The 24,057-nt window shown below is 66.1% G+C and carries 21 protein-coding genes and 4 pseudogenes; 12 read left to right on the forward strand and 13 right to left on the reverse strand.

Features of this window, described 5'->3' with window-relative positions:
- Nucleotides 1-287: 287 nt before the first annotated feature.
- Entirely contained in the window at nucleotides 288-674 is a 387-nt protein-coding gene (locus tag R9J51_RS20295; protein ID WP_179563090.1) for a response regulator, read from the forward strand.
- 13 nt (nucleotides 675-687) lie between these two features.
- Here the strand turns inward: R9J51_RS20295 and R9J51_RS20300 are convergent, their stop codons facing one another.
- The 3 genes from R9J51_RS20300 to R9J51_RS20310 form a co-directional block, all read right to left on the reverse strand.
- Nucleotides 688-2,178, reverse strand: a complete 1,491-nt coding sequence (locus tag R9J51_RS20300) for a PAS domain-containing protein (RefSeq protein WP_179562790.1) — start codon at nucleotides 2,176-2,178, stop codon at nucleotides 688-690.
- A 183-nt stretch (nucleotides 2,179-2,361) separates the two neighbouring features.
- Nucleotides 2,362-2,478, reverse strand: a complete 117-nt coding sequence (locus R9J51_RS20305) for a CsbD family protein (protein ID WP_218847461.1) — start codon at nucleotides 2,476-2,478, stop codon at nucleotides 2,362-2,364.
- A gap of 414 nt (nucleotides 2,479-2,892) precedes the next feature.
- Nucleotides 2,893-3,441: a TetR/AcrR family transcriptional regulator gene (locus R9J51_RS20310; protein WP_169475146.1), complete on the reverse strand. Its 549-nt coding sequence runs from the start codon at nucleotides 3,439-3,441 to the stop codon at nucleotides 2,893-2,895.
- Between the two features lie 108 nt (nucleotides 3,442-3,549).
- Here R9J51_RS20310 and R9J51_RS20315 point away from each other — a divergent pair, with 108 nt between their 5' ends.
- From R9J51_RS20315 to R9J51_RS20335, 5 genes are all read left to right on the forward strand, one after another.
- Nucleotides 3,550-4,338 (forward strand): SDR family NAD(P)-dependent oxidoreductase, encoded by a 789-nt coding sequence (locus R9J51_RS20315; RefSeq protein WP_179562789.1) that lies wholly within the window; start codon nucleotides 3,550-3,552, stop codon nucleotides 4,336-4,338.
- A gap of 55 nt (nucleotides 4,339-4,393) precedes the next feature.
- Nucleotides 4,394-5,488, forward strand: a complete 1,095-nt coding sequence (locus R9J51_RS20320; protein WP_179562787.1) for an alkene reductase — start codon at nucleotides 4,394-4,396, stop codon at nucleotides 5,486-5,488.
- A gap of 95 nt (nucleotides 5,489-5,583) precedes the next feature.
- Complete coding sequence (locus R9J51_RS20325) at nucleotides 5,584-6,408, forward strand: oxidoreductase (protein WP_179562785.1); 825 nt, start codon at nucleotides 5,584-5,586, stop codon at nucleotides 6,406-6,408.
- 48 nt (nucleotides 6,409-6,456) lie between these two features.
- Nucleotides 6,457-7,320, forward strand: a complete 864-nt coding sequence (locus tag R9J51_RS20330) for an alpha/beta fold hydrolase (RefSeq protein ID WP_179562783.1) — start codon at nucleotides 6,457-6,459, stop codon at nucleotides 7,318-7,320.
- Nucleotides 7,321-7,350: 30 nt separating this feature from the next.
- Nucleotides 7,351-8,352 (forward strand): NADP-dependent oxidoreductase, encoded by a 1,002-nt coding sequence (locus R9J51_RS20335; protein ID WP_179562781.1) that lies wholly within the window; start codon nucleotides 7,351-7,353, stop codon nucleotides 8,350-8,352.
- 157 nt (nucleotides 8,353-8,509) lie between these two features.
- On the opposite strand, the pseudogene R9J51_RS20340 reads toward R9J51_RS20335, so the two are convergent.
- From R9J51_RS20340 to R9J51_RS20350, 3 genes and pseudogenes are all read right to left on the reverse strand, one after another.
- A pseudogene (locus tag R9J51_RS20340) lies at nucleotides 8,510-9,669 on the reverse strand (IS3 family transposase).
- Between the two features lie 37 nt (nucleotides 9,670-9,706).
- Nucleotides 9,707-9,886, reverse strand: a complete 180-nt coding sequence (locus tag R9J51_RS20345; protein WP_179562779.1) for a hypothetical protein — start codon at nucleotides 9,884-9,886, stop codon at nucleotides 9,707-9,709.
- Entirely contained in the window at nucleotides 9,852-11,333 is a 1,482-nt protein-coding gene (locus R9J51_RS20350) for an efflux transporter outer membrane subunit (protein ID WP_179562778.1), read from the reverse strand. Before R9J51_RS20350 ends, R9J51_RS20345 begins: the two co-directional genes overlap by 35 nt.
- Before the next feature lie 91 nt (nucleotides 11,334-11,424).
- Between R9J51_RS20350 and R9J51_RS20355 the strand changes: the two genes are divergently transcribed.
- From R9J51_RS20355 to R9J51_RS20375, 5 genes and pseudogenes are all read left to right on the forward strand, one after another.
- Nucleotides 11,425-12,039 carry a TetR/AcrR family transcriptional regulator gene (locus R9J51_RS20355; protein ID WP_168553860.1) on the forward strand — a complete coding sequence of 205 codons (615 nt, stop codon included), beginning with the start codon at nucleotides 11,425-11,427 and terminating at the stop codon, nucleotides 12,037-12,039.
- Nucleotides 12,040-12,161: 122 nt separating this feature from the next.
- Entirely contained in the window at nucleotides 12,162-13,193 is a 1,032-nt protein-coding gene (locus R9J51_RS20360) for an efflux RND transporter periplasmic adaptor subunit (protein WP_218847459.1), read from the forward strand.
- Nucleotides 13,190-16,297: pseudogene (locus R9J51_RS20365) on the forward strand (efflux RND transporter permease subunit). Before R9J51_RS20360 ends, R9J51_RS20365 begins: the two are co-directional and overlap by 4 nt.
- 10 nt (nucleotides 16,298-16,307) lie before the next feature.
- Nucleotides 16,308-16,475 carry a hypothetical protein gene (locus R9J51_RS20370; RefSeq protein WP_169475173.1) on the forward strand — a complete coding sequence of 56 codons (168 nt, stop codon included), beginning with the start codon at nucleotides 16,308-16,310 and terminating at the stop codon, nucleotides 16,473-16,475.
- Between the two features lie 11 nt (nucleotides 16,476-16,486).
- The gene (locus R9J51_RS20375) at nucleotides 16,487-16,765 is read left to right on the forward strand and encodes a hypothetical protein (RefSeq protein WP_179562772.1); all 279 of its coding nucleotides are present in this window, start codon (nucleotides 16,487-16,489) and stop codon (nucleotides 16,763-16,765) included.
- A gap of 463 nt (nucleotides 16,766-17,228) precedes the next feature.
- Here the strand turns inward: R9J51_RS20375 and R9J51_RS20380 are convergent, their stop codons facing one another.
- The 6 genes and pseudogenes from R9J51_RS20380 to R9J51_RS20405 form a co-directional block, all read right to left on the reverse strand.
- The gene (locus R9J51_RS20380; protein WP_179562770.1) at nucleotides 17,229-17,366 is read right to left on the reverse strand and encodes a hypothetical protein; all 138 of its coding nucleotides are present in this window, start codon (nucleotides 17,364-17,366) and stop codon (nucleotides 17,229-17,231) included.
- On the reverse strand, nucleotides 17,363-17,824 hold the full coding sequence (locus tag R9J51_RS20385; RefSeq protein WP_432788059.1) for an alpha/beta fold hydrolase: 462 nt from the start codon (nucleotides 17,822-17,824) through the stop codon (nucleotides 17,363-17,365). Before R9J51_RS20385 ends, R9J51_RS20380 begins: the two co-directional genes overlap by 4 nt.
- A complete protein-coding gene (locus tag R9J51_RS20390; RefSeq protein WP_432788060.1) occupies nucleotides 17,824-18,240 on the reverse strand; it encodes an alpha/beta fold hydrolase in 417 nt (138 codons plus the stop codon). The genes R9J51_RS20385 and R9J51_RS20390 overlap by 1 nt, the downstream gene beginning before the upstream one ends.
- Entirely contained in the window at nucleotides 18,237-19,997 is a 1,761-nt protein-coding gene (locus R9J51_RS20395) for a magnesium chelatase subunit D (protein ID WP_432788061.1), read from the reverse strand. Before R9J51_RS20395 ends, R9J51_RS20390 begins: the two co-directional genes overlap by 4 nt.
- A pseudogene (gene bchI, locus R9J51_RS20400) lies at nucleotides 19,981-20,981 on the reverse strand (magnesium chelatase ATPase subunit I). The gene R9J51_RS20395 and the pseudogene bchI overlap by 17 nt, the downstream one beginning before the upstream one ends.
- 90 nt (nucleotides 20,982-21,071) lie before the next feature.
- Entirely contained in the window at nucleotides 21,072-21,458 is a 387-nt protein-coding gene (locus R9J51_RS20405; RefSeq protein ID WP_168557523.1) for a winged helix-turn-helix transcriptional regulator, read from the reverse strand.
- 122 nt (nucleotides 21,459-21,580) lie between these two features.
- Between R9J51_RS20405 and R9J51_RS20410 the strand changes: the two are divergent.
- A pseudogene (locus tag R9J51_RS20410) lies at nucleotides 21,581-22,641 on the forward strand (SDR family oxidoreductase).
- 4 nt (nucleotides 22,642-22,645) lie between these two features.
- On the opposite strand, the gene R9J51_RS20415 reads toward R9J51_RS20410, so the two are convergent.
- On the reverse strand, nucleotides 22,646-23,995 hold the full coding sequence (locus R9J51_RS20415; protein ID WP_168557521.1) for a spinster family MFS transporter: 1,350 nt from the start codon (nucleotides 23,993-23,995) through the stop codon (nucleotides 22,646-22,648).
- Nucleotides 23,996-24,057: the final 62 nt, after the last annotated feature.

The raw sequence follows: 24,057 nt of genomic DNA on the forward strand, positions 1-24,057 counted from the left end.
AATTGTGCAGCTCTCCGCCGAGCGCCAGATAGGGTCTGCCATCCACCAACAGCTGGCGGTCCTTGATCTCCGGGAGCGGTTCGGCGTTAACCGCATCGATCGACAGGGAAATGGCCGCGGCAGATGACGCCAGACGTGCGTCAAGGCATACGCGCCACCGACGTTCCGGCCTTGACCAATGCCGATCTGCAAGCCGGCTTGAGCAGCAAATGAATGCATTGCCAGGGGCCAATTGAAAAGGGAACGGGTGCGGCGCTGCAGCATTGTGAATGCATGAGGTTCCCAGTATGAAATCCGTGCTTATCGTCGAGGACGAAATCTTCATCGCCTTGGAGATAGAGCGGATTCTTCAGGATGCCGGGTACACCGTCGTTGCCATTGCAGCCGATCAGACGGAAGCGCTGGCTGCTGGAGCGACAGCCAAAGTAGCGTTCGTTGATCTGAATCTGAGAGATGGGCCGACCGGCCCTGGGCTGGCGCTGGAGCTGGCGGACAGGTTCAGTATGAGGATCGTCTACGTGACCGCCAACCCAAATCAGATCGAACAACCTGCCCGGACGGCTGTCGGCTATATCCGTAAACCATTTTCGGAAGACGCGGTCCTCGCGGCAGCGGCTATCGCAGCGGATCCGGAATCAGCGAACGTGATCCATCAGGATGTCATCATCATTTAGCAGACGACGTCCGCTAGCGATGTAGTGCCGCAGTGGGAACGACGAGGCGCAGACGCAAGCCTTCGACGGACCAGTTCCGCTCTATGTGACCGCCCAACTGCTTGATCGCGCTGAGCTCGATCAATTTGGTGCCGAAACCGTCGTGCGAGGGCGCGGCGACCGGCGGCCCCCCGCGCTCGAGCCATTCGATTTCTGCGCGACCATCGCCCACCTCGATCGTGATCTGGACTCTGCCATCGGCGGACGAAAGCGATCCATATTTCGCTGCATTGGTGGCCAGCTCGTGAAACAGCAGGGCCAAGGGCGTGGCAGAGCGATCGTCGATGGTCGTATCATCTCCCAAGATGGCGATGCGCCCGGCATATGCATCCATCAGTTCACCGAGCATCCCTGACAGGCTGTCCTGCACGGCGCTCGGCTTGGATGCATCGCTATGCGGTCGAACGAAATCATGCGCGCGCCCGAGTGCCAGGATCCGTTCGCGCAAATCATCTGCGACGGGTTTCATCTGGGGATGTTGCCGTGTCGAGAAGCTGATCAAGCCGCTGATCACGGCGAAGATATTCTTGATACGATGGCTGAGCTCGTGCGCCACGATCTCTCTTTGCGCCTGTATCATCTTTTGATCGTGGATATCCGTGCACGTTCCAAACCATCTTGTGATCACGCCGTTTCGATCACGGATGGGGAGAGCTCGGCCCAAAGTCCACCGATACTCGCCGTCCGCACGTCTCAGTCGATACTCGATTTCGTACGGTTCGCCCGTTGCCAGCGATCGGCGCCAGACCGACCAAGCGTGGGGTTGGTCCTCCGGATGGAACATGCCATTCCAGCCTTCGCCATCGGTGGAGCCAGCCGGCATGCCCGTGAATTCATACCAGCGCGCGTTGTAGTAGTCGTGGAACCCGTCTGGACGCGCCGACCAGACCATCTGCGGCATCGCATCCGCCAGGATCCGGAATTTGGCTTCCCGTTCGTCCAACTCCCGGTCGGTCCGGAGAGACGCACGGCGTGCGGTCAGCAATGACATGATATTCGCGGCCAGGACGAACAATCCTTCGCGCTGCACCGTGGTTAGTCCAGAACGCGGTTCTCGATCGATGACGCAAAGCGCGCCGAGCTGTACACCGTCGTCCGAGATGAGCGGCGTACCCGCATAAAATCGAATGTAGGGCGCGCCGGCCACCAGCGGATTGTCTGCAAACCGCAGATCTTGCGTTGCATCAGGCACGACCATGAGATCGGTGCCGCGCATGGCGTGCGCGCAGAAAGATGTCTCACGCGGAGTCTCTGCAACGTCGAGCCCGGTTCGTGCAGGAAACCATTGTCGCTCGCGTTCGACGATGCTCACAAGGGCGATCGGTGTAGCGCACAAAGCGGCTGCGAAATCGGTGATGCGCGTCAGCGCCGCGCTGCCGGCCAACTCTTCCAAGTCAAAACTCAGGAGGGATTCGGCCCGTTCGGACTCCTCCTCGATGGACGTACCGTCAAATTTCTCGGTCATCAGCAGGACATTCGCTTCTATTGGTTGCGCGCGAGGCCGCGATAGCCGCGCCCTGGTGGGTGGCTCGAAAAGGGAATGCTTCCGTGGCAGTCCGCACGGACCGTGCCAAGCAACAGGCTGAGATATTGTCGCCGAGCGGGCCCCGACGGTGCCTTTCACATCCTGCGCCATACGCTTGAGCCGTTACGCCTCGCCTTCGACGACCAGCTTCTCGTTGTCAGTCGCTTTGCCAATCGCCTCCTTGTCGTTGCCCACCACTTTGTTGCTGGCGGCGCTGATCTTGTTTGTGAGTTCGCCCATGGTCGTTCCTGTCACTTGGGTCCCTGAAGACAGTGCCAGTCAACGTCCTGATCCATGTCACGTTCCTTAATCAAGGCACCTGCGTGGCTTCTAGGCAGCCTCACCAATCGGCGGGTCCGACCTGTCTCCTTCGGTAACTTCAGTCGGAACCGGACATTTGGCTCAACAAGGTGAATACCCGAAGGTGGTCGGGCGCTGCCGAAAGCGAAGGTGGCATCGCGGGACGAAGCCGTCGATCCAACACGGCGTGTGGAATGGCGGATCTTTCCATAAGCAGACGCGCCTCAACGTCGCGGTGCCCCGTACAGACGAGGAGTGGCTAGAGAGGCGCCAAAGTTGCCCCAGCGGCGGCCCGAGAATGTAAAAGCCAGCGGACCCGCGCAGGGCCGGTTCTCCTGTCGGCGACGCTGCGGCCTACCTGACGGCAGCGTCGATCCATGCGCGCGTTCGCTCGAGCACCTCGTCCGACAATTGTGGGTCATCGACGGCCCGCGCCAGGATGACCGCCCCAACCATCGCCGCCCAGCTTCCGATTGCAGCGGTACGCTTGTCCGCTGCGGGCAACGCCGGAAGCGCATGTTCGATGCGCGCGATCTGCGTTCGCAGCCCTTCCGTCATGGTGGCTTTCGCTGCAGGCGTCTGGTGGCGCATGGCAGCGGCGAGGCCGGCGGTCGGGCAACCGCCGCCGGGATTATCCCGGTGTCGCGGGGCCAGATAGGCCCGGACAAAATCGCTGAAGCTTCCGTTCTCGAAACTGTCCGCTGCAAGCGCGTTCGCAAGCGCCTGCGCCACCAGATCGTCCTTCGAGCGGAAATGCCCGTAAAAGCCGCCATGGGTGAGGCCTGCCGCCTTCATCACCTCCGCGACACTCACCGCCTCGATGCCCTTTTCCCTGAACAAGGCGCTGGCGACTTTCAGAATTCGGCGACGGTTTTCCGCCATCTGCTCTCTGCTGACCTTCATATCCAAATTTCTCCGCGACCGCCGTTGACATTTAGATGATGGCTATCATATTTAGCCAATCATGATCGCTGTCATGAATATAGAGCCCGATACAGAAAGAGCAATCCGATGAGCGACATTCCTGCAGTTCTGATCACCGGCGCTTCCACCGGCATTGGCGCCACCTATGCCGAGCGGTTCGCCCGCCGCGGCCATGCCTTGGTGCTTGTCGCGCGCGATGCGACGCGGATGGAAGCGCTTGCGGCGCGCCTGCGGCAGGAAACCGGGGTGACGATCGACATCCTCCCGGCCGATCTTACCCAGGCGGCAGATCTCGCCAAGGTCGAGGCCAGGCTGCGGGAGGATGCGCGCATCGGCATCCTGGTCAACAATGCCGGAACGGCGATCGGCGGAAGCTTCGTCGACCAGAGCATCGAAGACATGACCAGGCTCGTCGCGCTCAACGCAACCGCGCTGCTGCGCCTTTCCAAGGCGATTGCCCCGCGCCTTGCCGAGGCCGGCGAAGGTGCGATCATCAATATCGGCTCGGTCGTTGGCGTGGCACCGGAATTCGGCATGACAGTATATGGTGCAACCAAGGCCTTCGTGCAGTTCCTGTCGCAGGGCCTTGCGCAGGAGCTCGGGCCGAAGGGCGTCTACGTCCAGGCGGTGCTTCCGGCCTCGACCCGCACCGAGATCTGGGGTCATGCCGGTGCAGACGTCGATGCCATGAGCAACGTCATGGAAGTGGGCGATCTGGTGGACGCGGCCCTGGTCGGCTTCGACCGCCGCGAACCGGTGACGATCCCGCCGCTGCACGATGCCGGCCAGTGGGATGCGTTCGACGGCGCGCGCAAGGCCATGATCGGCAACATCGGCAACGCCCTGCCGGCCGAGCGCTATCGAAAGCGCGCCTGAGCACCAAGACCTCCCCATGCCCATGCCGCGACAGCGGCCATCCTTCAGGTGCATCATGACCAGCAACACGCTTTTCGAACCCTACGCCCTCGGCGCCATTCCACTTTCCAACCGGATCGTGATGGCGCCACTTACCCGCAACCGCGCCGGGGCCGGCCTGGTGCCGGGTGACCTGACCACCGAATATTACGCCCAGCGGGCTTCAGCCGGACTGATCATCTCGGAGGCGACCCAGGTTTCGCAGCAAGGGCAAGGCTATCAGGACACGCCCGGCATCTACACCAGCGACCAGATCGAAGGTTGGCGCAAGGTGACCGCGGCGGTGCACGAAAAGGGTGGCCGCATCGTCCTCCAGCTCTGGCATGTCGGCCGGATCAGCCATCTCGACCTCCAGCCTGACGGCGGCCAGCCGGTCGCGCCTTCGGCCATCCGGGCCGAGACCAAGACCTTCGTCAACAACGCCTTTGTCGATGTCTCCGAGCCCCGCGCGCTAAGGATCGAGGAGCTGGCTGGCATCGTCGACGACTTCCGCCAGGCGGCCGCCAACGCGATCGAGGCGGGTTTCGACGGGGTCGAGGTGCACGGTGCCAATGGCTATCTGCTCGAGCAGTTCGCCAAAGACGGGGCCAATGTCCGAACCGACGCCTATGGCGGCTCGGTGGAAAACCGCGCGCGGCTGATGCTGGAAGTCACGGCCGCGGTGGCGCAGGAGATCGGAGCGGAGCGCACCGGCATCCGGATTTCCCCGGTCTCGCCCGCCAACGGTATCGCCTGCAGCGATCCGCAGGCACAATATGACTATATCGTCGATCAGCTCGACACTCTGGGTATCGCCTACATCCACGTCGTCGAAGGCGCGACCGGTGGCCCGCGCGACGTCGCGCCCTTCGATTACGGCTCGCTGCGCCGCCGCTTCTCGAAGGCCTATATCGCCAACAACGGCTATGATCTGGGTCTCGCGACCGCGCATCTGGCGGAAGGCAAGGCCGACCTGATCGCCTTCGGGCGCCCGTTCATCTCCAATCCGGACCTCGTCGAACGGCTGCAGCGCGGCGCGCCCCTGGCCGAGATCGATCCGGCCACGCTCTATGGCGGAGGCGCCGCAGGCTACACGGATTACCCCCGCTTTACCGACGCGTCCGGCAACTGAGCCAGCGGGGGCCGTGCTGCGGCACGGTCCTCGATACCCACCCCACCATCAACCGCCGCGCGGCCAATGCCGCACGCCAGATCGAGAACAACGCCATGGCGACCTCCACATCCAACGCATCGAAGACAGCATTCGTGACCGGCGCCTCGAGCGGCATCGGCAAGGCGGCCGCTATGGCGCTCGCCCGCGCGGGCTACCGGGTGATCGGCACCAGCCGCAAGGCGGCACCCGGCGAAATCCGCGATGGCATCCGGATGATCGCCTGCGACGTGACATCGGACGCCTCGGTTGCCGCAGCAGTGGCATCCGCGCACGCCGAGCTCGGCCGCATCGACCTGCTGGTCAACAACGCCGGCTATGCAATTTCCGGCGCTGCGGAGGAGAGCTCGATCGAGCAGGTCCGCGCCTTGTTCGACACCAACTATCTGGGCGTCGTCCGGGTAACGAACGCGGTGCTGCCGATCCTCCGCGGCCAGGGCGGCGGGCGGATCCTGAATATCGGCTCGGTCGTGGGGCTGATCCCCGGTCCCTTCGGCGCCCATTACACGGCGAGCAAGCACGCCATTGAAGGCTATTCGGAATCGCTCGACCACGAAGTGCGCCCGTTCGGCATTCGCGTCGCCGTGATCGAGCCCTGGGCGACCAAGACATCCATCGAAGCCAATTCGCCGCGCGGCGATCGACCCGTCGCGGACTATAACGACGCGTTCGCGCGCTACCAGGCCGCGTTCGCGGCGGCGATGGCGACCGGCGATACGGCGGAGGATGTGGCGGAAACCATTGTCGCCGCAGCACAGGCCGGCAAACCGCAGCTGCGTTACCCTTCGGGCAAGGCGGCGCGACAGACGGCCTTCGCCCGGCGCTTTCTGCCCCGCGCGCTGTTCGATCGCACGCTGCGCAAGCAGTTCAACATCGCCTGAGCGCCCCTTCCCCTTCATCGGCCCGTGCGCGGGCAACGCAGGCCCATCATGACCAACGCAACCCATCCGACCGCATCGCCACGCCGCTATCGCGACGCCCCCAACCGCTTCGTGACCATGGGCAAGATCCGCTTCGCCTATCGCGAACTCGGGCCACGCGGCGGGACGCCGCTGGTCCTGCTCAACCACTGGGGCGCGGTGCTGGATAATTTCGATCCACGCATCGTCGACGGACTCGCCACCGCACGCCACGTGATCGCGCTCGACTATCGCGGGATCGGTCTTTCCGGCGGATCGGCCCCGGTGACTATAGGGGAGATGGCGCGCGACGTGCAGGCCGTCATCAGCGCGCTGGGCTTCACCAAGGTCGATCTGCTGGGCTTCTCGCTGGGGGGCTTCGTCGCCCAGGATCTCGTGCTCAGGGCGCCGGGCCTGGTGCGCAAGCTGATCCTCACCGGCACCGGCCCTGCGGGCGGCACCGGCATCGATAGAGTCGGCGCCATCTCGTGGCCGCTGATCCTCAAAGGCATGCTGACCGCACGCGACCCGAAGACCTATCTGTTCTTCACGGGCACCACCAGCGGCCGCCGCGCGGCCAGGGACTTTCTCGCGCGCTTGAACGAGCGCAAGGCGGATCGTGACAAAGGACCGACGCCGCGTGCCTTCCTGCGCCAGCTTGCCGCGATCAAGGCCTGGGGACGCCAGTCTCCGCAAGATCTCGCGCGGATCGTGATACCGGTGCTTGTCGCCAATGGAGACAACGACATCATGGTGCCCACCGCGAACAGCCTGGACTTGGCCCGGCGCATTCCGAATGCCGAACTGGTGATCTACCCTGACGCCGGCCATGGCGGCATCTTCCAGTATCACGACGAGTTCGTCTCGAAAGCCGCAGCTTTCCTCGCCGATTGACCCGACACCATCTCACGCTGGAGACCGCACGTGAAAGCCTTTGTCGTCGACAAGTACAAGAAGAAGGGCCCGCTGCGCCTGGGCGACATGCCCGATCCCGAGATCGGTGCCGACGATGTTCTCGTCCGCATCGACGCCGCCGCGATCAACCTTCTCGATTCCAAGATCCGTGACGGCGAGTTCAAGCTCTTCCTGCCCTATCGCCCGCCGTTCATCCTGGGGCACGATCTGGCCGGAACCGTGATCCGCACCGGCGCCAATGTGCGGCAGTTCAAGGCCGGCGACGAAGTCTATGCGCGCCCGCGCGATGGCCGCGCCGGCACGTTTGCGGAGAGGATCGCGGTGAACGCGGCGGACCTCGCGCTGAAACCGGCGAGCCTGTCGATGGAAGAGGCCGCGTCGATCCCGCTCGTCGGTCTCACCGCCTGGCAGGCGCTGGTCGAACTGGGCAAAGTGAAGCCCGGGCAGAAGGTGTTCATCCAGGCCGGTTCGGGCGGCGTCGGCACCTTTGCCATCCAGCTGGCCAAGCATCTCGGCGCGACCGTCGCCACCACCACCAGCGCCGCGAATGCCGAACTGGTCCGAAGCCTCGGCGCGGATGTGGTGATCGATTACAGGACGCAGGATTTCGAACAGCTGCTGTCCGGCTACGACCTTGTGCTCCACAGCCAGGATGCCAAGGCTCTGGCAAAGTCGTTGAACGTGCTGAAGCCGGGCGGGAAGCTGATCTCCATCTCCGGCCCGCCGGACATCGGCTTTGCCCGATCGCTGGGGATGAACCCCGTCCTGCGCCTCGTGGTGCGGATGCTGAGCCGGGGCACCGTGAAAAAGGCGAAGCGCCTGGGCGTCGACTATAGCTTCCTGTTCATGCGCGCGGATGGTGGCCAACTAGCGGAGATCGCCAAGCTGATCGATGCCGGTGCGATCCGCGCGATCGTCGACAAGGTCTTTCCTTTTGCGCAGACTGCGGACGCCCTTGCCTATGTCGAAACCGGGCGAGCCAAGGGAAAGGTTGTCGTCCAGGGTTTGTGACCAAGCGCGGCATGCGCTTTCAGAGCGCGCTCCACCTCCGGGGGGCAGCGGTATCCGGGATCGTCGCCAGTGATTGGCCAAATCTCATCGAGCAAACGCCCTTGCTCTAGCTAGGTCGTGACCTCATAAATGGCGCCCCTGAATAGCCCCTAGTTTTCTAGACGCCTTCTGCTTTCAAAATCTGCTGTCGTTCGAACTCGACGGGCGACAGCATCCGGTTCCTGACCTGCTTGCGAACCGGGTTGTAGAACATCTCGATGTAATCGAACACGTTCTGCCGGGCTTCCTCGCGGGTTTTGTAGGTCCGGCGCCGGATGCGCTCGCGCTTGAGCGAGGAGAAGAAGCTCTCGGCCACGGCATTGTCATTGCAGTTGCCCCGTCGGCTCATCGAGTGCTCAAGATTGTGAGCCCGGATGAAGGCGGCCCAGTCCATGCTGGTGAACTGCGAGCCCTGGTCCGAGTGGATCAGCACCCGTTGCTTTGGTTTGCGCCGCCATACCGCCATATGCAGCGCCTGCAGCACCACATCGGCGGTCTGTCGGCTCTGCATCGACCAACCCACCACGCGGCGCGAGTAGAGGTCGATCACGACCGCCAAATAGGCAAAGCCTTCCAGTGTGCGAATTTAAGTGATGTCGGTCACCCAGGCGCGATCGGGCGCAGCAACGTCGAACTGGCGATCCAGCGTGTTGTCGACCACTAGGGACGGCTTGCCGCCGTAGCTGCCAGGCCGGCGTTTGTAGCCGATCTGTGCTCTGATGTCCGCCAGCCTGGTTAACCGCGCAACGCGGTTGGGGCAGCAGGTCTCGCCGTGATCCAGCAGGTCGTCGTGCCGCTTGCGGTAGCCATAGACTTTGCCGCTGTCGTTCCAAGCCTTGCGGATCAGACCGGTCTGCCGGGCATCCTCCCGAGCCCGCTGGCTCAGCGGGTTCTTCTGCCATGCATAGAAACCGCTGGGCTGCACGGCGAGGCAGCGGCACATTGCCCGCACGCCAAAGCGATCGCGATGCTCGGCAATGAACGCGTATCTCACTTTGCATCCCTGGCGAAATACGCGGTGGCTTTTTTTAGGATGTCGCGCTCCTCGGTCACCCGAGCCAACTCGCGCTTCAGCTGGCGGATCTCGGCATCCTTGCCAGCATCGCCGGATACGACCTTCGCCAGCTGCCGCTTCCACGCATACAGCGAGTGCGCACTGACCCCGAGCCGCTGCGAGACCTCCGCTACCGGATACCCGCGCTCGGTGATCTGCGCCACCGCATCACGCTTGAACTCATCACTGAAATGGGCTTCCCCATCATCGCCTCCTGTCCTCAAAATTAGGATCAAAGGCGTCCAGAAATCTAGGGGCTATTCAGATCGGGATGCGCCGATCTTTCAGGTCGCTGCCGTCGGTCTGTCGGCCGATTTGTTCGGCGCTGTACCCGAACTGCTCGCCAAGGCCTGACCGACGGCTGCCGAAAAAATCCGGCGCATGGAGATGATCTATGATCTGATCATCATAGGTGGTGGCCCGGACTGCCTGCCGCAGCATCCCAGCCGCCACCCAGCGCGCGGAACGAGGCGATGGCGCCGCGCGCGGCGGCAGCGCGCGCCTGGACCAGGCCATCGCGGGTTTCCAGCAAGCGGCGATCGGCGTCGAGCACTTCGACCAGGCTGACCATTCCGCCCTTGTAGGCCGCCAGCGACGCGTCGCGTGCACGCGCCAGCGCGGTTTCCCCCTCGCCCAGCGCCTGGACCCGCGCTTCCTGCTGGACGAGGGAGGAGAAGGCATCCTCGACATCCTGCGAGGCGCGCAGCACCGCGAGGCGATAGGCCGCCAGCGCTTCGACATTGCGCCCCTTGGCGGCCTTGATTTCGGCATCGACCCGGCCAAAATCGAACAGGCGCCAGCGCAGCCCGAGAATGCCGCTGGCTTGCGTCGCGCCGCCCGAGAGCAGGCTGCCGGCCGACGTTGTCGCGGTGCCGAGCAGGCCGCTCAGCGAGAACTTGGGATAGTATTCCGCCGTCGCTACCCGGATGCGCGCGTTCGACGCGGCGAGGGTGCGCTCGGCCGCGATGATGTCAGGTCGGCGGCGCAACATGGCCGCCGGCCCACCCGCCGTAGAAATCGCGGGCGGCGCGGGAACGGGAGCGCTGGCGGCAAGCTCTGCCCGCGTGGTTCCCGGCTGCACCCCGATCAGCACATCCAGCGCATTGAGGGTCATGTCCAGTTCGTTCTGCAGCGCGGGGATCGATGCCCGCACTTGCGCCAGCGCGCCTTCCGCCTGGTTCCATTGCAGCTCTGCCGCAAAACCCTTGCGATATTGCAGCGCTACCAGATCGGCGAGGCGTTGCTGGGTGCCAAGCTGCGCTCCGGCCACGTCGAGCCGGGCCTGCAGCATGCGGATGCCGACATAGGTATCGGCAATCTGGGCGGTCACGGCCAGCCGCGCTGCCACCGCACCCGCTTGCGAGGCCTGCCAATCAGCCCTCGCCGCATCGCGCGCGGCGTCACGGCCGCCGAAGACATCGATTTCCCAGCTTGCCCCCAGATCGAGTTCATAGGTCTGGGTCGATCGCTCGAACGACGGGAAGGCACTGCCGAGGCGGCCGATCGGCGTCTCGCGGGATTGGTAGACCTCTCCGCCCTGCCCGCTGACCTGGCCCGAGGGCAGCATCGCGGCGTTAGCACCCTTGAGCGCGGCGCGCGCCTGGCTCACGCGGGCGGCCGCCTGCTGCAGATCGAGATTCTGCGCCAGCCCCCGCTCGACTAGGCTGGTGAGCACGGGATCGTTGAACGTGTGCCACCAGGCTATGATATCCGCGGACGCTGCGCCTGCCGCCACCGGCCGCGCTTCTACCGCCGCGCTGCCCTGGAAAGCCGTCGGCAGCGCCGGAACGGTATCGGCTGCAGACAGCGCGTGGCTGCCGTCGGTGGCACATCCGGCCAGCAGCAGAGGCGCGCAGCCGGCAGTCATGATCAGGGGGAGCAACCGCATCTTTTCCTCGAGCCGCGAAAATTGAGTAGTGACCATTATATTATTTGGTCACTCGTTGTCAATCTACTCGGCCCGGCTTATGCTGATATCCATGTCTGATGCTACGCCCGAAACCCACACCCGCGGCCCTGCCGAACATGCCGTGCGCGACCAGATCGTCGAAGCGGCGAACGAATGCTTCGCACGCTATGGCTACGCCAAGACCACCGTGGCCGACCTTGCCCGCGAGATCGGCTTTTCCAAGGCCTACATCTATCGCTTCTTTGAATCGAAACAGGCGATCGGCGAAGCGATCTGCAGCAGCAGATTGCAGCGGATCGCCGCGGAGACACGCCAAACGGTGGATGAAGGCGGCAGCGCATCAGAACGTTTTCGCCGCATGTTCAAGACGCTGACCCAGCTTAGCGTCGCGCTTTTCTTTCACGATCGCAAGATCTACGACATCACCGCCCATTCCGCGGCGGAGCAATGGGGCTCTGCCCAGGCCTATAAGGCAACCTTGCGCGAGATGATCGAGGAGATCGTCCGGCTCGGGCGGGAGAGCGGCGAATTCGAACGCAAGACGCCGCTGGACGAGACTTGTCGCGCGATCTTCTACGCGATGATGCCGTTTGTCGATCCGCTCCACCTCGAACGCAACCTGGACTTGCTGCCCGATGCGCAGACCGAGGTTGCCAACCTGATCCTGCGCAGCCTTTCGCTCTGACTGCCCCAAGTTTTAAGTTGTGACCTATTGACAGATTGGTCACATGAAAACAAATGGACCCTCGAAATCTGGAGGAGTCCACCGTGTCGAGTCGGCCGAGCAAAATCGGGTTCGCTGCCCTCATGCTGTCCCTGCCCCTGGCTGCTTGCCACCAGCAGGAGACTGACCCGCGCACCGAGCCACCGCTTGTGCGTGTTTTGGCCGCCTGGCCACAGGATGCGGATGGGCGGGAATTCACCGGCGTGATTGCCGCCCGCGTCCAGAGCGACCTTGGCTTCCGGGTGGGCGGCAAAGTCGTCGAGCGTCTCGTCGATGCCGGGCAAACGGTGCACAAGGGCCAACCGCTGATGCGGATCGATCGCACCGATCTTGCGCTCAACACGCAATCGACACTGGAAACCGTCGCCGCTGCGCGCGCCCGCGCGGTGCAAACCGCTGCCGACGAACGCCGAATGCGCGATCTGGTCAGCGCGGGGGCCGTATCGGCATCGGCCTATGACCAGGCCAAGGCCGCCGCCGACGCCGCGCGCGCCCAGCTCTCGGCCGCCCAGGCCCAGGCCCGCGTCGCGGGCAACGCAGCGGGCTATAGTGTTTTGGTTGCCGATGCCGATGGCACGGTCGTCGAAACCCTGGCCGAGCCCGGGCAGGTGGTCGGCGCTGGGCAGATCGTCGTGCGTATTGCCAGGTCCGGTCCGCGCGAGGCGTTGGTGCAACTGCCCGAAACCCTGCGCCCAGCCATTGGCTCGACGGCCCCGGCCCGGACGTTTGGCGGTGCCGCCGGCATCGGCACCTTGCGCCTGCTCTCTGACGCCGCCGATCCGATGACGCGCACGTTCGAGGCGCGCTACGTGCTGTCCGGCGATGCCGCGCGCGCACCGCTGGGTTCGACCGTTACGGTCAATCTGGCTCGTCCCGGCAATACCAAGGCAATCCAGGTTCCGCTCGGCGCGATCCGCGATGTCGGCAAAGGGCCGGGAGTCTGGGTGGTGGGCCTGGGACAGCGCACCACCGTCTCCTGGCGCCCGGTCGTCGTCAGCGGCCTTGGCGAAGAAACCGCCACCATCGCCAGCGGCCTCAACCCCGGCGACCGCTTCGTGGCGATGGGGGCGCACCTGCTGCGCCAAGGCCAGGCCGTGCGGGTGGCCGCACGATGAGCGCGCCCAGCCCCGATGCCGGCTCCGGCCGCTTCAACCTGTCCGCGCTGGCCGTGCGCGAGCAATCGGTCACGCTATTCTTCCTGGTCGCGATCATCGTGGCCGGCCTGTTCGCCTTTCTCAAACTGGGCCGTGCCGAAGATCCCGGCTTCACGATCAAGACCATGACCGTGGTCACCGCCTGGCCCGGCGCCACCGCGGCCGAAATGCAGGACCAAGTGGCCGAGCCCCTGGAAAAGCGCCTGCAGGAATTGCGCTGGTACGATCGCAGTGAGACGTTCACTCGACCGGCCTGGCCTTCACCACGTTGACCCTGCGCGACCAGACCCCGCCGCAGGACGTGCCGGAGCAATTCTACCAGGCGCGCAAGAAGATGTCGGACGAAGCCCCCCGGCTGCCGCGTGGCGTGGTCGGGCCGTTCGTCGACGACGAATACGGCGACGTGAGCTTTGCGCTCCTGGCTCTCAAGGCCAAGGGCGAACCCCAGCGCGACATGGCGCGCGAGGCCGAAACGCTGCGGCAGCGGCTTCTGCACGTTCCTGGCGTCGACAAGATCAAGATCCTCGGCGAACGACCTGAGCGCATCTATGTGGAATTCGCGCAGGATCGCCTGGCGACACTGGGCGTTTCGGCGCGCGCGGTGTTCGATGCCCTCAACCGCCAGAACCTGGTCACGCCGGCCGGATCGGTGGAAACCAAGGGCCAGCAGATGTTCGTGAGGCTCGATGGCGCGTTCGACGACCTCGCCAAGATCCGCGACCTGCCCATCGTGGCCAATGGCAAGACCTTGCCGCTGTCGGCAATCGCCAAAGTCGAGCGGGGCTATGAAGACCCGGCCTCGTTCCTGATCCGCAGCGAAGGCGAGCCCACCCTGATGCTCAGTGTGGTGATGCGCCAAGGCTGGAACGGCCTCGACCTGGCAAGGCGCTCAACGCCGAAGTCGCCAAGATCCGCACCGAACTGCCGCTGGGCATGACGCTGACCACCGTGACCGACCAATCGGTCAATATCAGCGAAGCCGTCGACCAGTTCATGCACACCTTCATGGAAGCCCTGGCGATCGTGATGGTCGTCAGCCTGGTCAGCCTGGGCTGGCGCGTGGGTGTGGTGGTCGCGGCAGCCGTGCCGCTCACCCTGGCGGTCGTGTTGCTGATCATGTGGGCCACAGACCGGGTGTTCGACCGCATCACGCTGGGTGCGCTGATCCTCGCCCTCGGCCTGCTGGTCGACGATGCGATCATCGCCATCGAGATGATGGTGGTAAAAATGGAGGAGGGCTACGATCGTATCCGCGCCTCCGCCTATGCCTGGAGCCACACCGCCGCGCCGATGCTGGCCGGCACCCTGGTTACCGTAATCGGCCTGATGCCGGTGGGCTTTGCCAAGTCCACGGCGGGGAATACGCCGGCAACATCTTCTGGGTCGTGGGCTTTGCGCTGATCGCGTCGTGGTTCGTCGCGGTGATCTTCACGCCGTACATGGGGGTCAAGCTGCTGCCCGCGATCAAGCCGGTCTCCGGCGGGCACGAGGCGATCTATCGCACCCCGCGCTACAACCAGGTCCGCGCCGTCATTTCCTGGGCTGTGCTGCGCAAGAAATGGGTGGCGTTGGCAACGCTGGGTGCGTTCCTCATCGCCGGGTTGGGCATGGGGCCGGTGAAGAAGCAGTTCTTCCCCACGTCCGACCGCCCGGAACTGCTGGTGGAAGTGCAGATGCCCGAAGGCACCGCGATCGAGCGCACCAGCGAAGCCGCGCGCGAGGTAGAAAGCTGGCTGCGCGCGCAGCGAGAGCCCCGCATCGTGACGACCTACGTGGGACAGGGCGCACCGCGCTTCTATATTCCGCTCTCGCCCGAACTGCCCGATCCCTCATTCGCCAAGATCATCGTACGGACCGAGAAGGAAGCGGATCGCGACGCGCTCAAGCTGCGCCTGCGCGAGGCGGTGGCCAATGGCCTGGCGCCCAGCGCCCGCGTGCGTGCGACGCAGCTCGTGTTCGGCCCGCCCTCGCCGTTCCCGGTAGCGTTCCGCGTGAACGGCCCCGATCTTGCCAAGGTGCGTGACATCGCTGCCCTCGTCGAAAAGGTGATGCAGAACGATCCGGCGATGCGCACCGTCAACACCGATTGGGGCGAACGCAGCCCGGCGCTGCACATCGTGCTAGACCAGGATCGCCTGCGCGCGCTGGGCCTCACCTCCAGCGATGTTGGCGAGCAGTTGCAGTTCCTGCTCACCGGCGTCACGATCAGCCAGGTGCGCGAGGATATCCGCACGGTTGACGTGGTGGCGCGCTCGGAAGGCGGCAAGCGGCTCGATCCCGCCCGGATCGGTGACTACGTGCTGACCGGATCCAACGGGCAGCGCGTGCCGGTCAGCCAGATCGGCAAAGTCGAAGTGCGGATGGAAGACCCCATCCTGCGCCGCCGCGACCGCGTGCCAACGATCACGGTGCGTGGCGACATTGCCGATGGCCTGCAACCGCCCGACGTTTCGACGGCGATGCTCGCCAAGCTGCAACCGATTATCCAGAACCTGCCCGAAGGCTATCGCATCGACATGGCCGGCTCGATCGAGGAAGCCAACAAGGCCAATGCGGCCCTGGCACCGATCTTCCCCTTGATGATCGTGCTGATGATGATCGTGATCATCCTCCAGGTGCGCAATCTCAAGGCAATGTGGATCGTGCTGCTCACCGCGCCGCTGGGGCTCATCGGCGTGGTGCCCACGCTGCTGCTCACCGGCACGCCATTCGGCTTCAACGCGATCCTGGGCCTTATCGCACTGGCCGGCATTCTGATGCGCAACACCTTGATCCTGATCGGCCAGATCCATGACAACGATCGCGCTGGGCTAGCGCCATTCGATGCCGTGGTCGAAGCGACCGTCCAGCGCGCCAGGCCGGTGATCCTGACCGCCCTTGCCGCCGTCCTCGCCTTCGTGCCGCTGATCAAGTCGGTGTTCTGGGGGTCCATGGCGATCACCCTGATCGGCGGCACGCTGGGCGGCACGGTGCTCACCCTGCTGGTGCTGCCCGCGCTCTACGCCCTGTGGTTCCGCATCACTGCCCCGGGGCGCGACCCGCACACCGAGCCTGCTGCCGCGTAAGCAGACAGCCTTGTCCACCAGGATCATGACACAGGAGAATGCCATAGCGCCGTTCAATCGCTTCGCCCGAACCGGCCGCAAGATCTGGAAAGCGCTTGATACGCTGGACCGCGCGATGGCCGCCGATCCCCTGGCCGACCAGACACGCCACCTTGCCACGCAGGAGTTCAGAAAATGATTGGAGTTATCATGGCGCTTTCGCTCGGCGCACAACACATGGCCCATCACGCAGCATTCCAGTTGCTCGATCGGCAGCAAATCGCAATCAAAACCCTTGTTGGAGGTTCGCACGCCCCGAGCGGTTCGAAAAATGCAAAGCGGATTGCAACTCCGCCCAGCAACAGCCAAGAGGCAATTGTCGCGCGCATTGCCGGCTTGACGCACACCTGTATTTCGATCCCGCTCGGTCAACCCAACGATCAAGATCCGGATATACAAGCCAGGATCGTCCAAGCCATCGTGCAGTAGCGATCCGCCATGCATGCCATTGCGCTTTCGGGTACCGCGGCCAAGTGGGGGCAGGCAGCCAATCCGGCCGTCACGAAGCTGGCGGGCAAAGTTCCAATCAACGACGTTTTACGTTCGTCTCCTGCACCAGATGTTGGTTACGCGCTGCGCCTGGTTTGTTCGGTATGACCTGATGTCGGTCAGTCCTATGGTCGAAACACATGCGTTCAATATCTCGAACCAAGCTTTCCAGACATCGGGCAACGTGGGCTTGGATTGGGCCGTTCGCGAAAAGACCGGTGCGCGGCCTGCCTTTGGCAGCTTCCGGCAGCAACAAACTTCGAAGAGAGCTGACTTGAACAACCAGCTCTGGTCGTAATCAGAGCGTCACCAACCCCATCCTCCGCGTCTCCGATTGCAAAAACGGTTCCACGCGGGGGCGCGAAGGGGGCGCTATTGACCCCGCCCCCTCCTCGCAAGCCCCCTACTCCCCCCGATCCCGCCTGTCCCGGTCGCGCTTGTCCCGGTCGCGCCGGATCTCCCGGTTCACCGACCACAGCTGATACGCCCCAAACCCAATCGCCACGGCGGCGGTGAAGACGATTTCGATCCAGCCGGTCATGCCACGCTCTCCTGCAGCTGCGCCGCGATGGTCCGCGCGGCAAGGTCGGGGCGTTCTTCGTGGGCGAGGTGGCCCAGGTGGGGCAGCACGGTGAGGCGCGCGTGGGGCAGCAGGGCGGCGGCGGCTTCCACGGTGTGGAGCGGCACGGCCACGTCTGCCCGCGCGTGGACCAGGTGCACCGGCATGGCCATGGCCGGCAGGCGGCGGCGCAGCGCGTCCAGATCCCAGCTCGCCATCATTTCCATCGCCCCGGCGCAATGCGCCGGGCAGCCGAGCAGCGCCCGATAGGCGGCCAGGCCCCCCTCATCGATGGTCGATCCCGTGGCGCGCCTGAGGAAGCGCTCCGGCTCTCCGGGCAGGCGCGCGATGCCCGCCAGCAGGCGCGGCACCAGCGGGTTGACGAACAGCATCCGCGCCAGCGAAGGAAACAGCTGCGCTGCCAGCCCCGGAAACGGCATCAGCGCGGGTTGAAGCCGATCACCGGCAGTGCGCCGCCCGCGTCCTGCGCCCATTGCAGGGCAATCGCCGCCCCGGCGGAATGCCCCGCCACCAGCGCCGGCGCCAGGTCCAAAGCGCGCAGCAGATCGGCCAGCGCCCGCGCCATTGCCGGCAGCGTGAGGCCACCCACCGGGCGCCCACGGGTAAAGCCATGGCCTGGCAGGTCTGGCGCGACCACGGTGAAATCACGCGCCAGCACGGGCATCACGCCGCGCCAGCTATGCGTGGCCGCGCCCGTGCCATGGATCAGCAAGACCACCGGGCCGACCCCCATCACTTGCACGTGCCAGACCAGCCCCGGCGTGGCGACGAAGCGGCTGGCCGCGCGGTACGGCCAGCAGCGCCCCTCCCCGTCCCAGCGCGGCGCGCCGCTCATGCCCGTGCCCCCGGCCCCGCCGCCGCCACCGCCACTGCGGCGTGCAACGCGCGCGCATCGGCACAGGGCAGCGGCAGATAGCGCGCGCGCATGGCATCGGCCAGCCGTGCCGCCTCGGGCCGGGGGCGCGCCGAAATGTCGATCACCACCGCATCGTGGCCCGCGGTGGCGATCGCGCGCGCGGCGAACAAGGCATCGTCCTGCGCCCGCGCGCGGCCACGCGTGCCGTCGAGGGCCAGATTGGCGCTGCCATCGGTGAGGAACACCAGCAGCGGCGTTGCCCCCCGCGCGCCCACCGCATCGCCCACCTGCCGCGCCAGGGCCAGGCCGCTGGCCAACGGCGTGCCGCCCCCGCCGGGCAGCGCCGCCAGCGCGCGCTTGGCGCGGGTGAGCGAGCGGGTCGGCGGCAGCAGCAGTTCCGCCCCCTCGCCACGAAAGGCCACCACCGCCACGTCCGACCTTTTGACATAAGCCTGCGCCAAGATCAGCTCCGCCGCGCCCTTGGCCTCAGCCAGGCGCGACATCGCGGTGGAGCCGGACGCATCGACACAGAACACCGTCACCGTCATGCTGCGTTCTTCAAACCGGCGCACGCGCAAGTCATCGCGGCGAAAGCGGATCGGGCCCGCCCCTTCGGGCGCGGGATCGTCGCACCGCAGCGGCTGCCACGGGATCGCCGCGCGCAGCGTGTCGACCAGGGCCAGCCGCACCCCGCCGCCCGGCGTACCGGGACGCGCGGCCAAAGGCCGGCCGCGCCGGGCCGAACGGATGCGCCGCCCGGCCCCACCGCCGCTGCCGCGCGCCTGCCGCCCCAGGCCGGCGGCCATGCGATCGAGCACGTCGGGCGGAATCGCCGCGCGGGCGGCTTCCACCACCAGCGCTTCGGGAATGTCGGACGTGGCGCTCTCGCCATCCGCGTCGCCGGCCGTCGGTTCCTCGGCGCGCGCATCGGGGGGCGGCGCGGGCGGCGGCTCTGGCGGCGGGGCGCCGGCTTCGGGCGGCACCTGCGTGGCGCGCGGCGAGAGCACCAACCGCGCCGCGATCTCTGCATCCGGGCGACCCACCACCGCCGCGCCCATCAAGGCGGCATGGGCACATGCCGCGGCGCAGGCCTGCAACTGCGGGCGCAAGGACGCGATGCCCAGCGCATCTGCCGTGGCCGCCAGCGCCCCCCGCGCGGCATCGTCAAGCGCCGGCAACACCGCGCCTTCGCCGCGCCCAGGCCATGGCAAAGGGAGCGGCATGGCCAGGTCGGCCGGCCGCACCGTGGCCAGGCACAGATCAAAGGCAATCCGCTCCATCAGCACAGATGGCGGGCGTTCATCCCCCGGCGCACCATCATCCAGCAGCACCAGCACGAAGGCGCCGGCCCGATCTGCGGCCCCGTCCATCGCCTGGGCAACGCGCCCGGCCACATCCGCGCGCAGCCGCTGCGCCATCGGCACCACCAGAACGCCGCCCGCCGCTTCTTCCAGCAAGCCGCGCTGCCGCACCAGCCGGCCCGCCGCCAGGCTCGCCGCGATGTCGGTCCCGCCGCATAGCCGCTGTTCGTCGATATGGCCGGGCAGGCGGCGAAACGGCGTGCCAGGCGGCAACAGCGCCGCCAGCGCGGCCAGCACCCGGTCTGCCGCCGGGCCGCCGCCATGCAGGCACAGGCCACCGAGCGGCGCGGGCGAATGGGCCAGCAGGCGCGCTGCCAACAGCGCATCCGCCAGCGCGCCACTCATGAGCGATACCGGGTCATGCCAGATGCTCAACCAGGGCGCGCTCGATCCGCGCGCTCGATCCGCTTTCGTCCAGCACATCGCGGCGCAGGCGGTGGCGCAGGGCGAGCGGCGCCACCGCCACCAGATGCTCGCGGCGCACCGCCTTGGCCCCCTTGAGCGCAGCATAGGCGCGCGAGGCGCGCATCAGCGTCAGTTCGCCGCGCAAGCCATCCACCCCCACCGCGCTGCACAGGCCCGCGGCATCGGCCATCAGGGCATCGGCACCTCGATCCTGGCCAGCTTGCGCTGCCCCCGCGCGATCTGCTGCAGCACCTTGTCGTCCACTTGCGCCCACTGCGCTGCAAACGCGGCCGAGTCGGCATCGTGCGCGGCGCACCGGCGCATGATCTCCACCCGATCCTCGATCGCCTTGGGCGTGCGCACGTCCACCGACAGGCCGAACCGGTCCAGCAATTGCGGACGCAATTCGCCTTCTTCGGGATTGCCACTGCCGATCAGCACGAACCGCGCCGCGTGGCGCACCGAAAGGCCTTCGCGCTCCACCACGTTCTCGCCCGATGCCGCCACGTCGAGCAGCAGGTCGACCAGGTGGTCTTCCAGCAGGTTGATCTCGTCGATGTACAGGAAACCGCGATGGGCGCGCGCCAGCAGGCCCGGTTCATAGACGCGCTCCCCGGTGCGCAGCGCGCGTTCCAGATCGAGTGCGCCAAGCAGGCGATCTTCGGTGGCGCCCAGCGGCAAATCCACGAACGGCACCGGCCGTTTCACCGCCTTGCCCCCGGTGCAAGCGCCGGGACACGCGCCGGCATGGCCCGGCGCACAGCCAAACCGGCAGCCTTCCACCACCTGGATCGGCGGCAACAGCGCTGCCAGGGCGCGCGCGGCGGTAGATTTGCCCGTGCCGCGATCGCCAAACACCATGACCCCACCGATCGACGGATCGACCGCCGCGATCAGCAGCGCGAGCTTCATTTCGTCCTGGCCGACGATCGCAGAGAAGGGGAAGCGCGCCATATGTCCAACACATTGGACATCAATGTGTGTAAGGACAAGAAAAATCGCATGGGCCAGCCGCCCGATTTCTCGGGTTGGCGCGAATTGCCCCTAGGCGCGCCGCCGCGAGCGGATGCGCGGCGCCAAAGCATCCAGTGCGTCGCCATTGTCGCGCGCCCAGCCATAGAGCGCTTCGACCGGCTCCACGAAGCGGCGGCCCAGCGCCGTCAGCGCATAATCCACTTCAGGGGGGTTCACCGCATCGCGCACGGTGCGCGCGATCAGGCCGCTTGCTTCCATTTCCCGCACCGTCTGGGCAAACATCTTCTTGGAAATGCCCGGCAGGCTGCGCAGCAGGGCCGCACTGCGCGCCGTGCCGCCGTGGCGGGCATGCAGCGTGTGCAGCACCATGCTGGTCCACTTCGTGGCAAACAGTTCCAGGATGCGGCGCGGGGCACAGTCCTCGCGCCATTCCTCTTCCGGGCTGCCCGGTATCACGCCTGCATTCCTTTCGCCCCGGCCCCGTGCCCGCTGGGTGCGGGTGGTCACCAAATGGTGCCTTCTTGGCGCCTTGCCATCCTGATCCCAACTATACGTTTTTGCCCGACAAGGAACCATCGATGACCAAGACTGCCCTTGTGGCCGGGGCCACCGGCATCACCGGCCAGGCCATTGCCGGCCTGCTGCACGCCCGGGGCTGGCGCGTGCTGGGCCTGGCGCGCAATCCCTTGCCGCTGCCCGGCGTCGAACCCGTTGCCGCAGACCTGACTGACAGCGCCGCCACCGCCGCCGCCCTGGCCGGCCACGCGCCCGATGCGGTGTTCATCACCACCTGGCTGCGCCGCCCGACCGAACGGGAAAACATTGCCGTCAACGCCGCCATGGTGCGCAACCTGCTCGACGGAGTGGCGCCGTCGAAGAGTGTGCGCCACGTGGCGCTGGTCACCGGGCTCAAGCATTATCTCGGCCCGTTCGAGGCCTATGGCCAGGGCAACCTGCCCGATACCCCGTTTCGCGAAGACCAGCCGCGCCTGCCGATCGACAACTTCTATTATGCCAGGAAGACGAACTTTTCGCCGCCGCCGCGCGCGATGGCTTTGCCTGGAGCGTGCACCGCCCGCACACGGTGATCGGCAAGGCCGTGGGCAATGCCATGAACATGGGCACCACGCTGGCCGTCTATGCCACGCTGTGCCGCGAACTGGGCCGCCCGTTCCGCTTCCCCGGATCGGCGGTGCAATGGAACGGCCTGACCGACATGACGGACGCGCGCCAGCTCGCCCACCAGTTGCTGTGGGCCAGCACCACGCCAGAGGCCGCCAACCAGGCGTTCAATTGCGCCAACGGCGATGTCTTCCGCTGGCGCTGGATGTGGCCGCGCCTGGCGCAATGGTTCGGGCTCGACGCGGCCGCGTTCGATGGTACCGTGCGCCCCCTGGCCGATCAGATGGCCGACGATGCCCCGGCCTGGCGCGCCATCGCCGCGCGCGAAGGACTGGTCGAACCCGATCTCGCCCGCCTCGCCTCCCCCTGGCACACCGATGCCGATCTGGGCCGCCCGATCGAGGTTGTGACCGACATGGCCCGCTCGCGCGCGCTGGGCTTTGCCGCCTACCAGCAGACCGATGCCGCCTTTTTCGACCTGTTCAGCCAGCTTCGCGCCGAACGGCTGATTCCCTAGGCGCTCAACCCAGCGTATCGCCTGCGGTGGCGCGCGCCTGTTCGGCCAGGATGCCGCGCGTGGCGGCCCAGTAATGCCACGCGGCCCACAGCCCGGTGGGCGCCAGGATCAGCAGCGCCACCCGCAGCGATGCCGCGTCCGCGCCGTGGCCACCGGCCACGTGGTCGCTCACCAGGCCCACGAACTGCGGCGCGATCACCAGGTTGGCGATGTTGGCCATCAGCAGCGTCAATGCGCAGGCGGTGGCGCGCATCTGCGCGGGCACGATGTTCTGCAACAGGCCGAACGAGGGGCCGATGTAGAAATACATCGCCGGCACGAACAGCCACAGGCAGGCCTTGGCCACGCCCAGGTCATGCGTCCAATAGATGAAGAACGATGGCACGGTGATCACCGCCACCACCACCGCCATCAGGATCAGCACGCGGCGCGGATCGGCCATCACGCGGCTGGCCATCAGCACCGCCGTGGCCACCGTCGCCAGGCTGCCGGCGATCAGGTGCATCGGCCCCAGGATCTCGCCCGCCTGCCCGGCCGAAAGGCCATAGGCGCGTTGCAGATAGGTGGGCGTCCACCACATCAGGCCCCAGCCCCACAGCGCCGTCACCGCCCCGCCCATCATCAGGTGCATGGTGGCGCGCTGGCGCAGCAGGAATGCCAGCGCGCGCCACAACGGCAGGCGCGGCGCGGCCGGCGGCGCATCGGCCGCGCGCGGCGCATCCATGGCCCCACGGCGCGGTTCGCGCACGGTGAAAAAGATCAGCGCCGCCAGCCCCACGCCCGGCACGCCCAGCGCCAGGAACGCATGGCGCCAGCCATACAAATCGGCCACGCGCCCGGCCACGTCCGCCCCGATCCATGCCCCCAGGCATGAACCCAGGGCATAGACCGTCAGCGCCGCCGGCCGCTGCGCCGGGCGGAAGTAATCCGCCAGCATCGAGGTGGAAGGCGGCGTGCCCCCGCTCTCGCCAATCCCCACCCCGATCCGCGCCAGCAGCATCTGGCCAAATGTGGAAGAAAGCCCGGTCAGCACGGTAAGGCCGGACCACAGCAGCAGCGCGCCCGAAATGATGTTGCGCCGGCTGAACCGGTCGGCCAGCGCCGAAACCGGAATGCCGATGGTGACATAGAACAGCGCCAGGGCCACGCCGGTCAGCAGCGCCACGCCCGAATCGGTCAGCTTCAGATCCAGCCGGATCGATTCCATCACCGTGGTGATGACATAGCGATCGGCAATGTTCATCGCATAGACCAGCGACAGCAGCACCAGCACATACCACTGCCGCGCCGCCTCCGCCGCGCTCTGGCCGATCACCGGGGGTGCCGGGGGCAGAATTGCTTCACCATCGCGCATGCTCGTTTCTCCCCGGCGGCCATTTGAATGCAGGCCTGCCCATACACGCATTTTCCCGTCAT

It is taken from the genome of Novosphingobium rhizosphaerae (assembly GCF_050920675.1).
Classification (GTDB): Bacteria; Pseudomonadota; Alphaproteobacteria; order Sphingomonadales; family Sphingomonadaceae; genus Novosphingobium; species Novosphingobium rhizosphaerae.

Bases quoted from the DNA above. Each gene is read 5' to 3' on its own strand.
- R9J51_RS20320 (WP_179562787.1), top strand. From the start codon at position 4,394: ATGACCAGCAACACGCTTTTCGAACCCTACGCCCTCGGCGCCATTCCA.
- R9J51_RS20325 (WP_179562785.1), top strand. From the start codon at position 5,584: ATGGCGACCTCCACATCCAACGCATCGAAGACAGCATTCGTGACCGGC.
- R9J51_RS20305 (WP_218847461.1), bottom strand. From the start codon at position 2,478: ATGGGCGAACTCACAAACAAGATCAGCGCCGCCAGCAACAAAGTGGTG.
- R9J51_RS20360 (WP_218847459.1), top strand. From the start codon at position 12,162: ATGCTGTCCCTGCCCCTGGCTGCTTGCCACCAGCAGGAGACTGACCCG.
- R9J51_RS20385 (WP_432788059.1), bottom strand. From the start codon at position 17,824: ATGCCGTTTCCGGGGCTGGCAGCGCAGCTGTTTCCTTCGCTGGCGCGG.
- R9J51_RS20330 (WP_179562783.1), top strand. From the start codon at position 6,457: ATGACCAACGCAACCCATCCGACCGCATCGCCACGCCGCTATCGCGAC.
- R9J51_RS20350 (WP_179562778.1), bottom strand. From the start codon at position 11,333: ATGCGGTTGCTCCCCCTGATCATGACTGCCGGCTGCGCGCCTCTGCTG.
- R9J51_RS20355 (WP_168553860.1), top strand. From the start codon at position 11,425: ATGTCTGATGCTACGCCCGAAACCCACACCCGCGGCCCTGCCGAACAT.
- R9J51_RS20315 (WP_179562789.1), top strand. From the start codon at position 3,550: ATGAGCGACATTCCTGCAGTTCTGATCACCGGCGCTTCCACCGGCATT.
- R9J51_RS20345 (WP_179562779.1), bottom strand. From the start codon at position 9,886: ATGCTGCGGCAGGCAGTCCGGGCCACCACCTATGATGATCAGATCATA.
- R9J51_RS20375 (WP_179562772.1), top strand. From the start codon at position 16,487: ATGGCGCTTTCGCTCGGCGCACAACACATGGCCCATCACGCAGCATTC.
- R9J51_RS20390 (WP_432788060.1), bottom strand. From the start codon at position 18,240: ATGAGCGGCGCGCCGCGCTGGGACGGGGAGGGGCGCTGCTGGCCGTAC.
- R9J51_RS20380 (WP_179562770.1), bottom strand. From the start codon at position 17,366: ATGACCGGCTGGATCGAAATCGTCTTCACCGCCGCCGTGGCGATTGGG.
- R9J51_RS20310 (WP_169475146.1), bottom strand. From the start codon at position 3,441: ATGAAGGTCAGCAGAGAGCAGATGGCGGAAAACCGTCGCCGAATTCTG.
- R9J51_RS20295 (WP_179563090.1), top strand. From the start codon at position 288: ATGAAATCCGTGCTTATCGTCGAGGACGAAATCTTCATCGCCTTGGAG.
- R9J51_RS20300 (WP_179562790.1), bottom strand. From the start codon at position 2,178: ATGACCGAGAAATTTGACGGTACGTCCATCGAGGAGGAGTCCGAACGG.
- R9J51_RS20415 (WP_168557521.1), bottom strand. From the start codon at position 23,995: ATGCGCGATGGTGAAGCAATTCTGCCCCCGGCACCCCCGGTGATCGGC.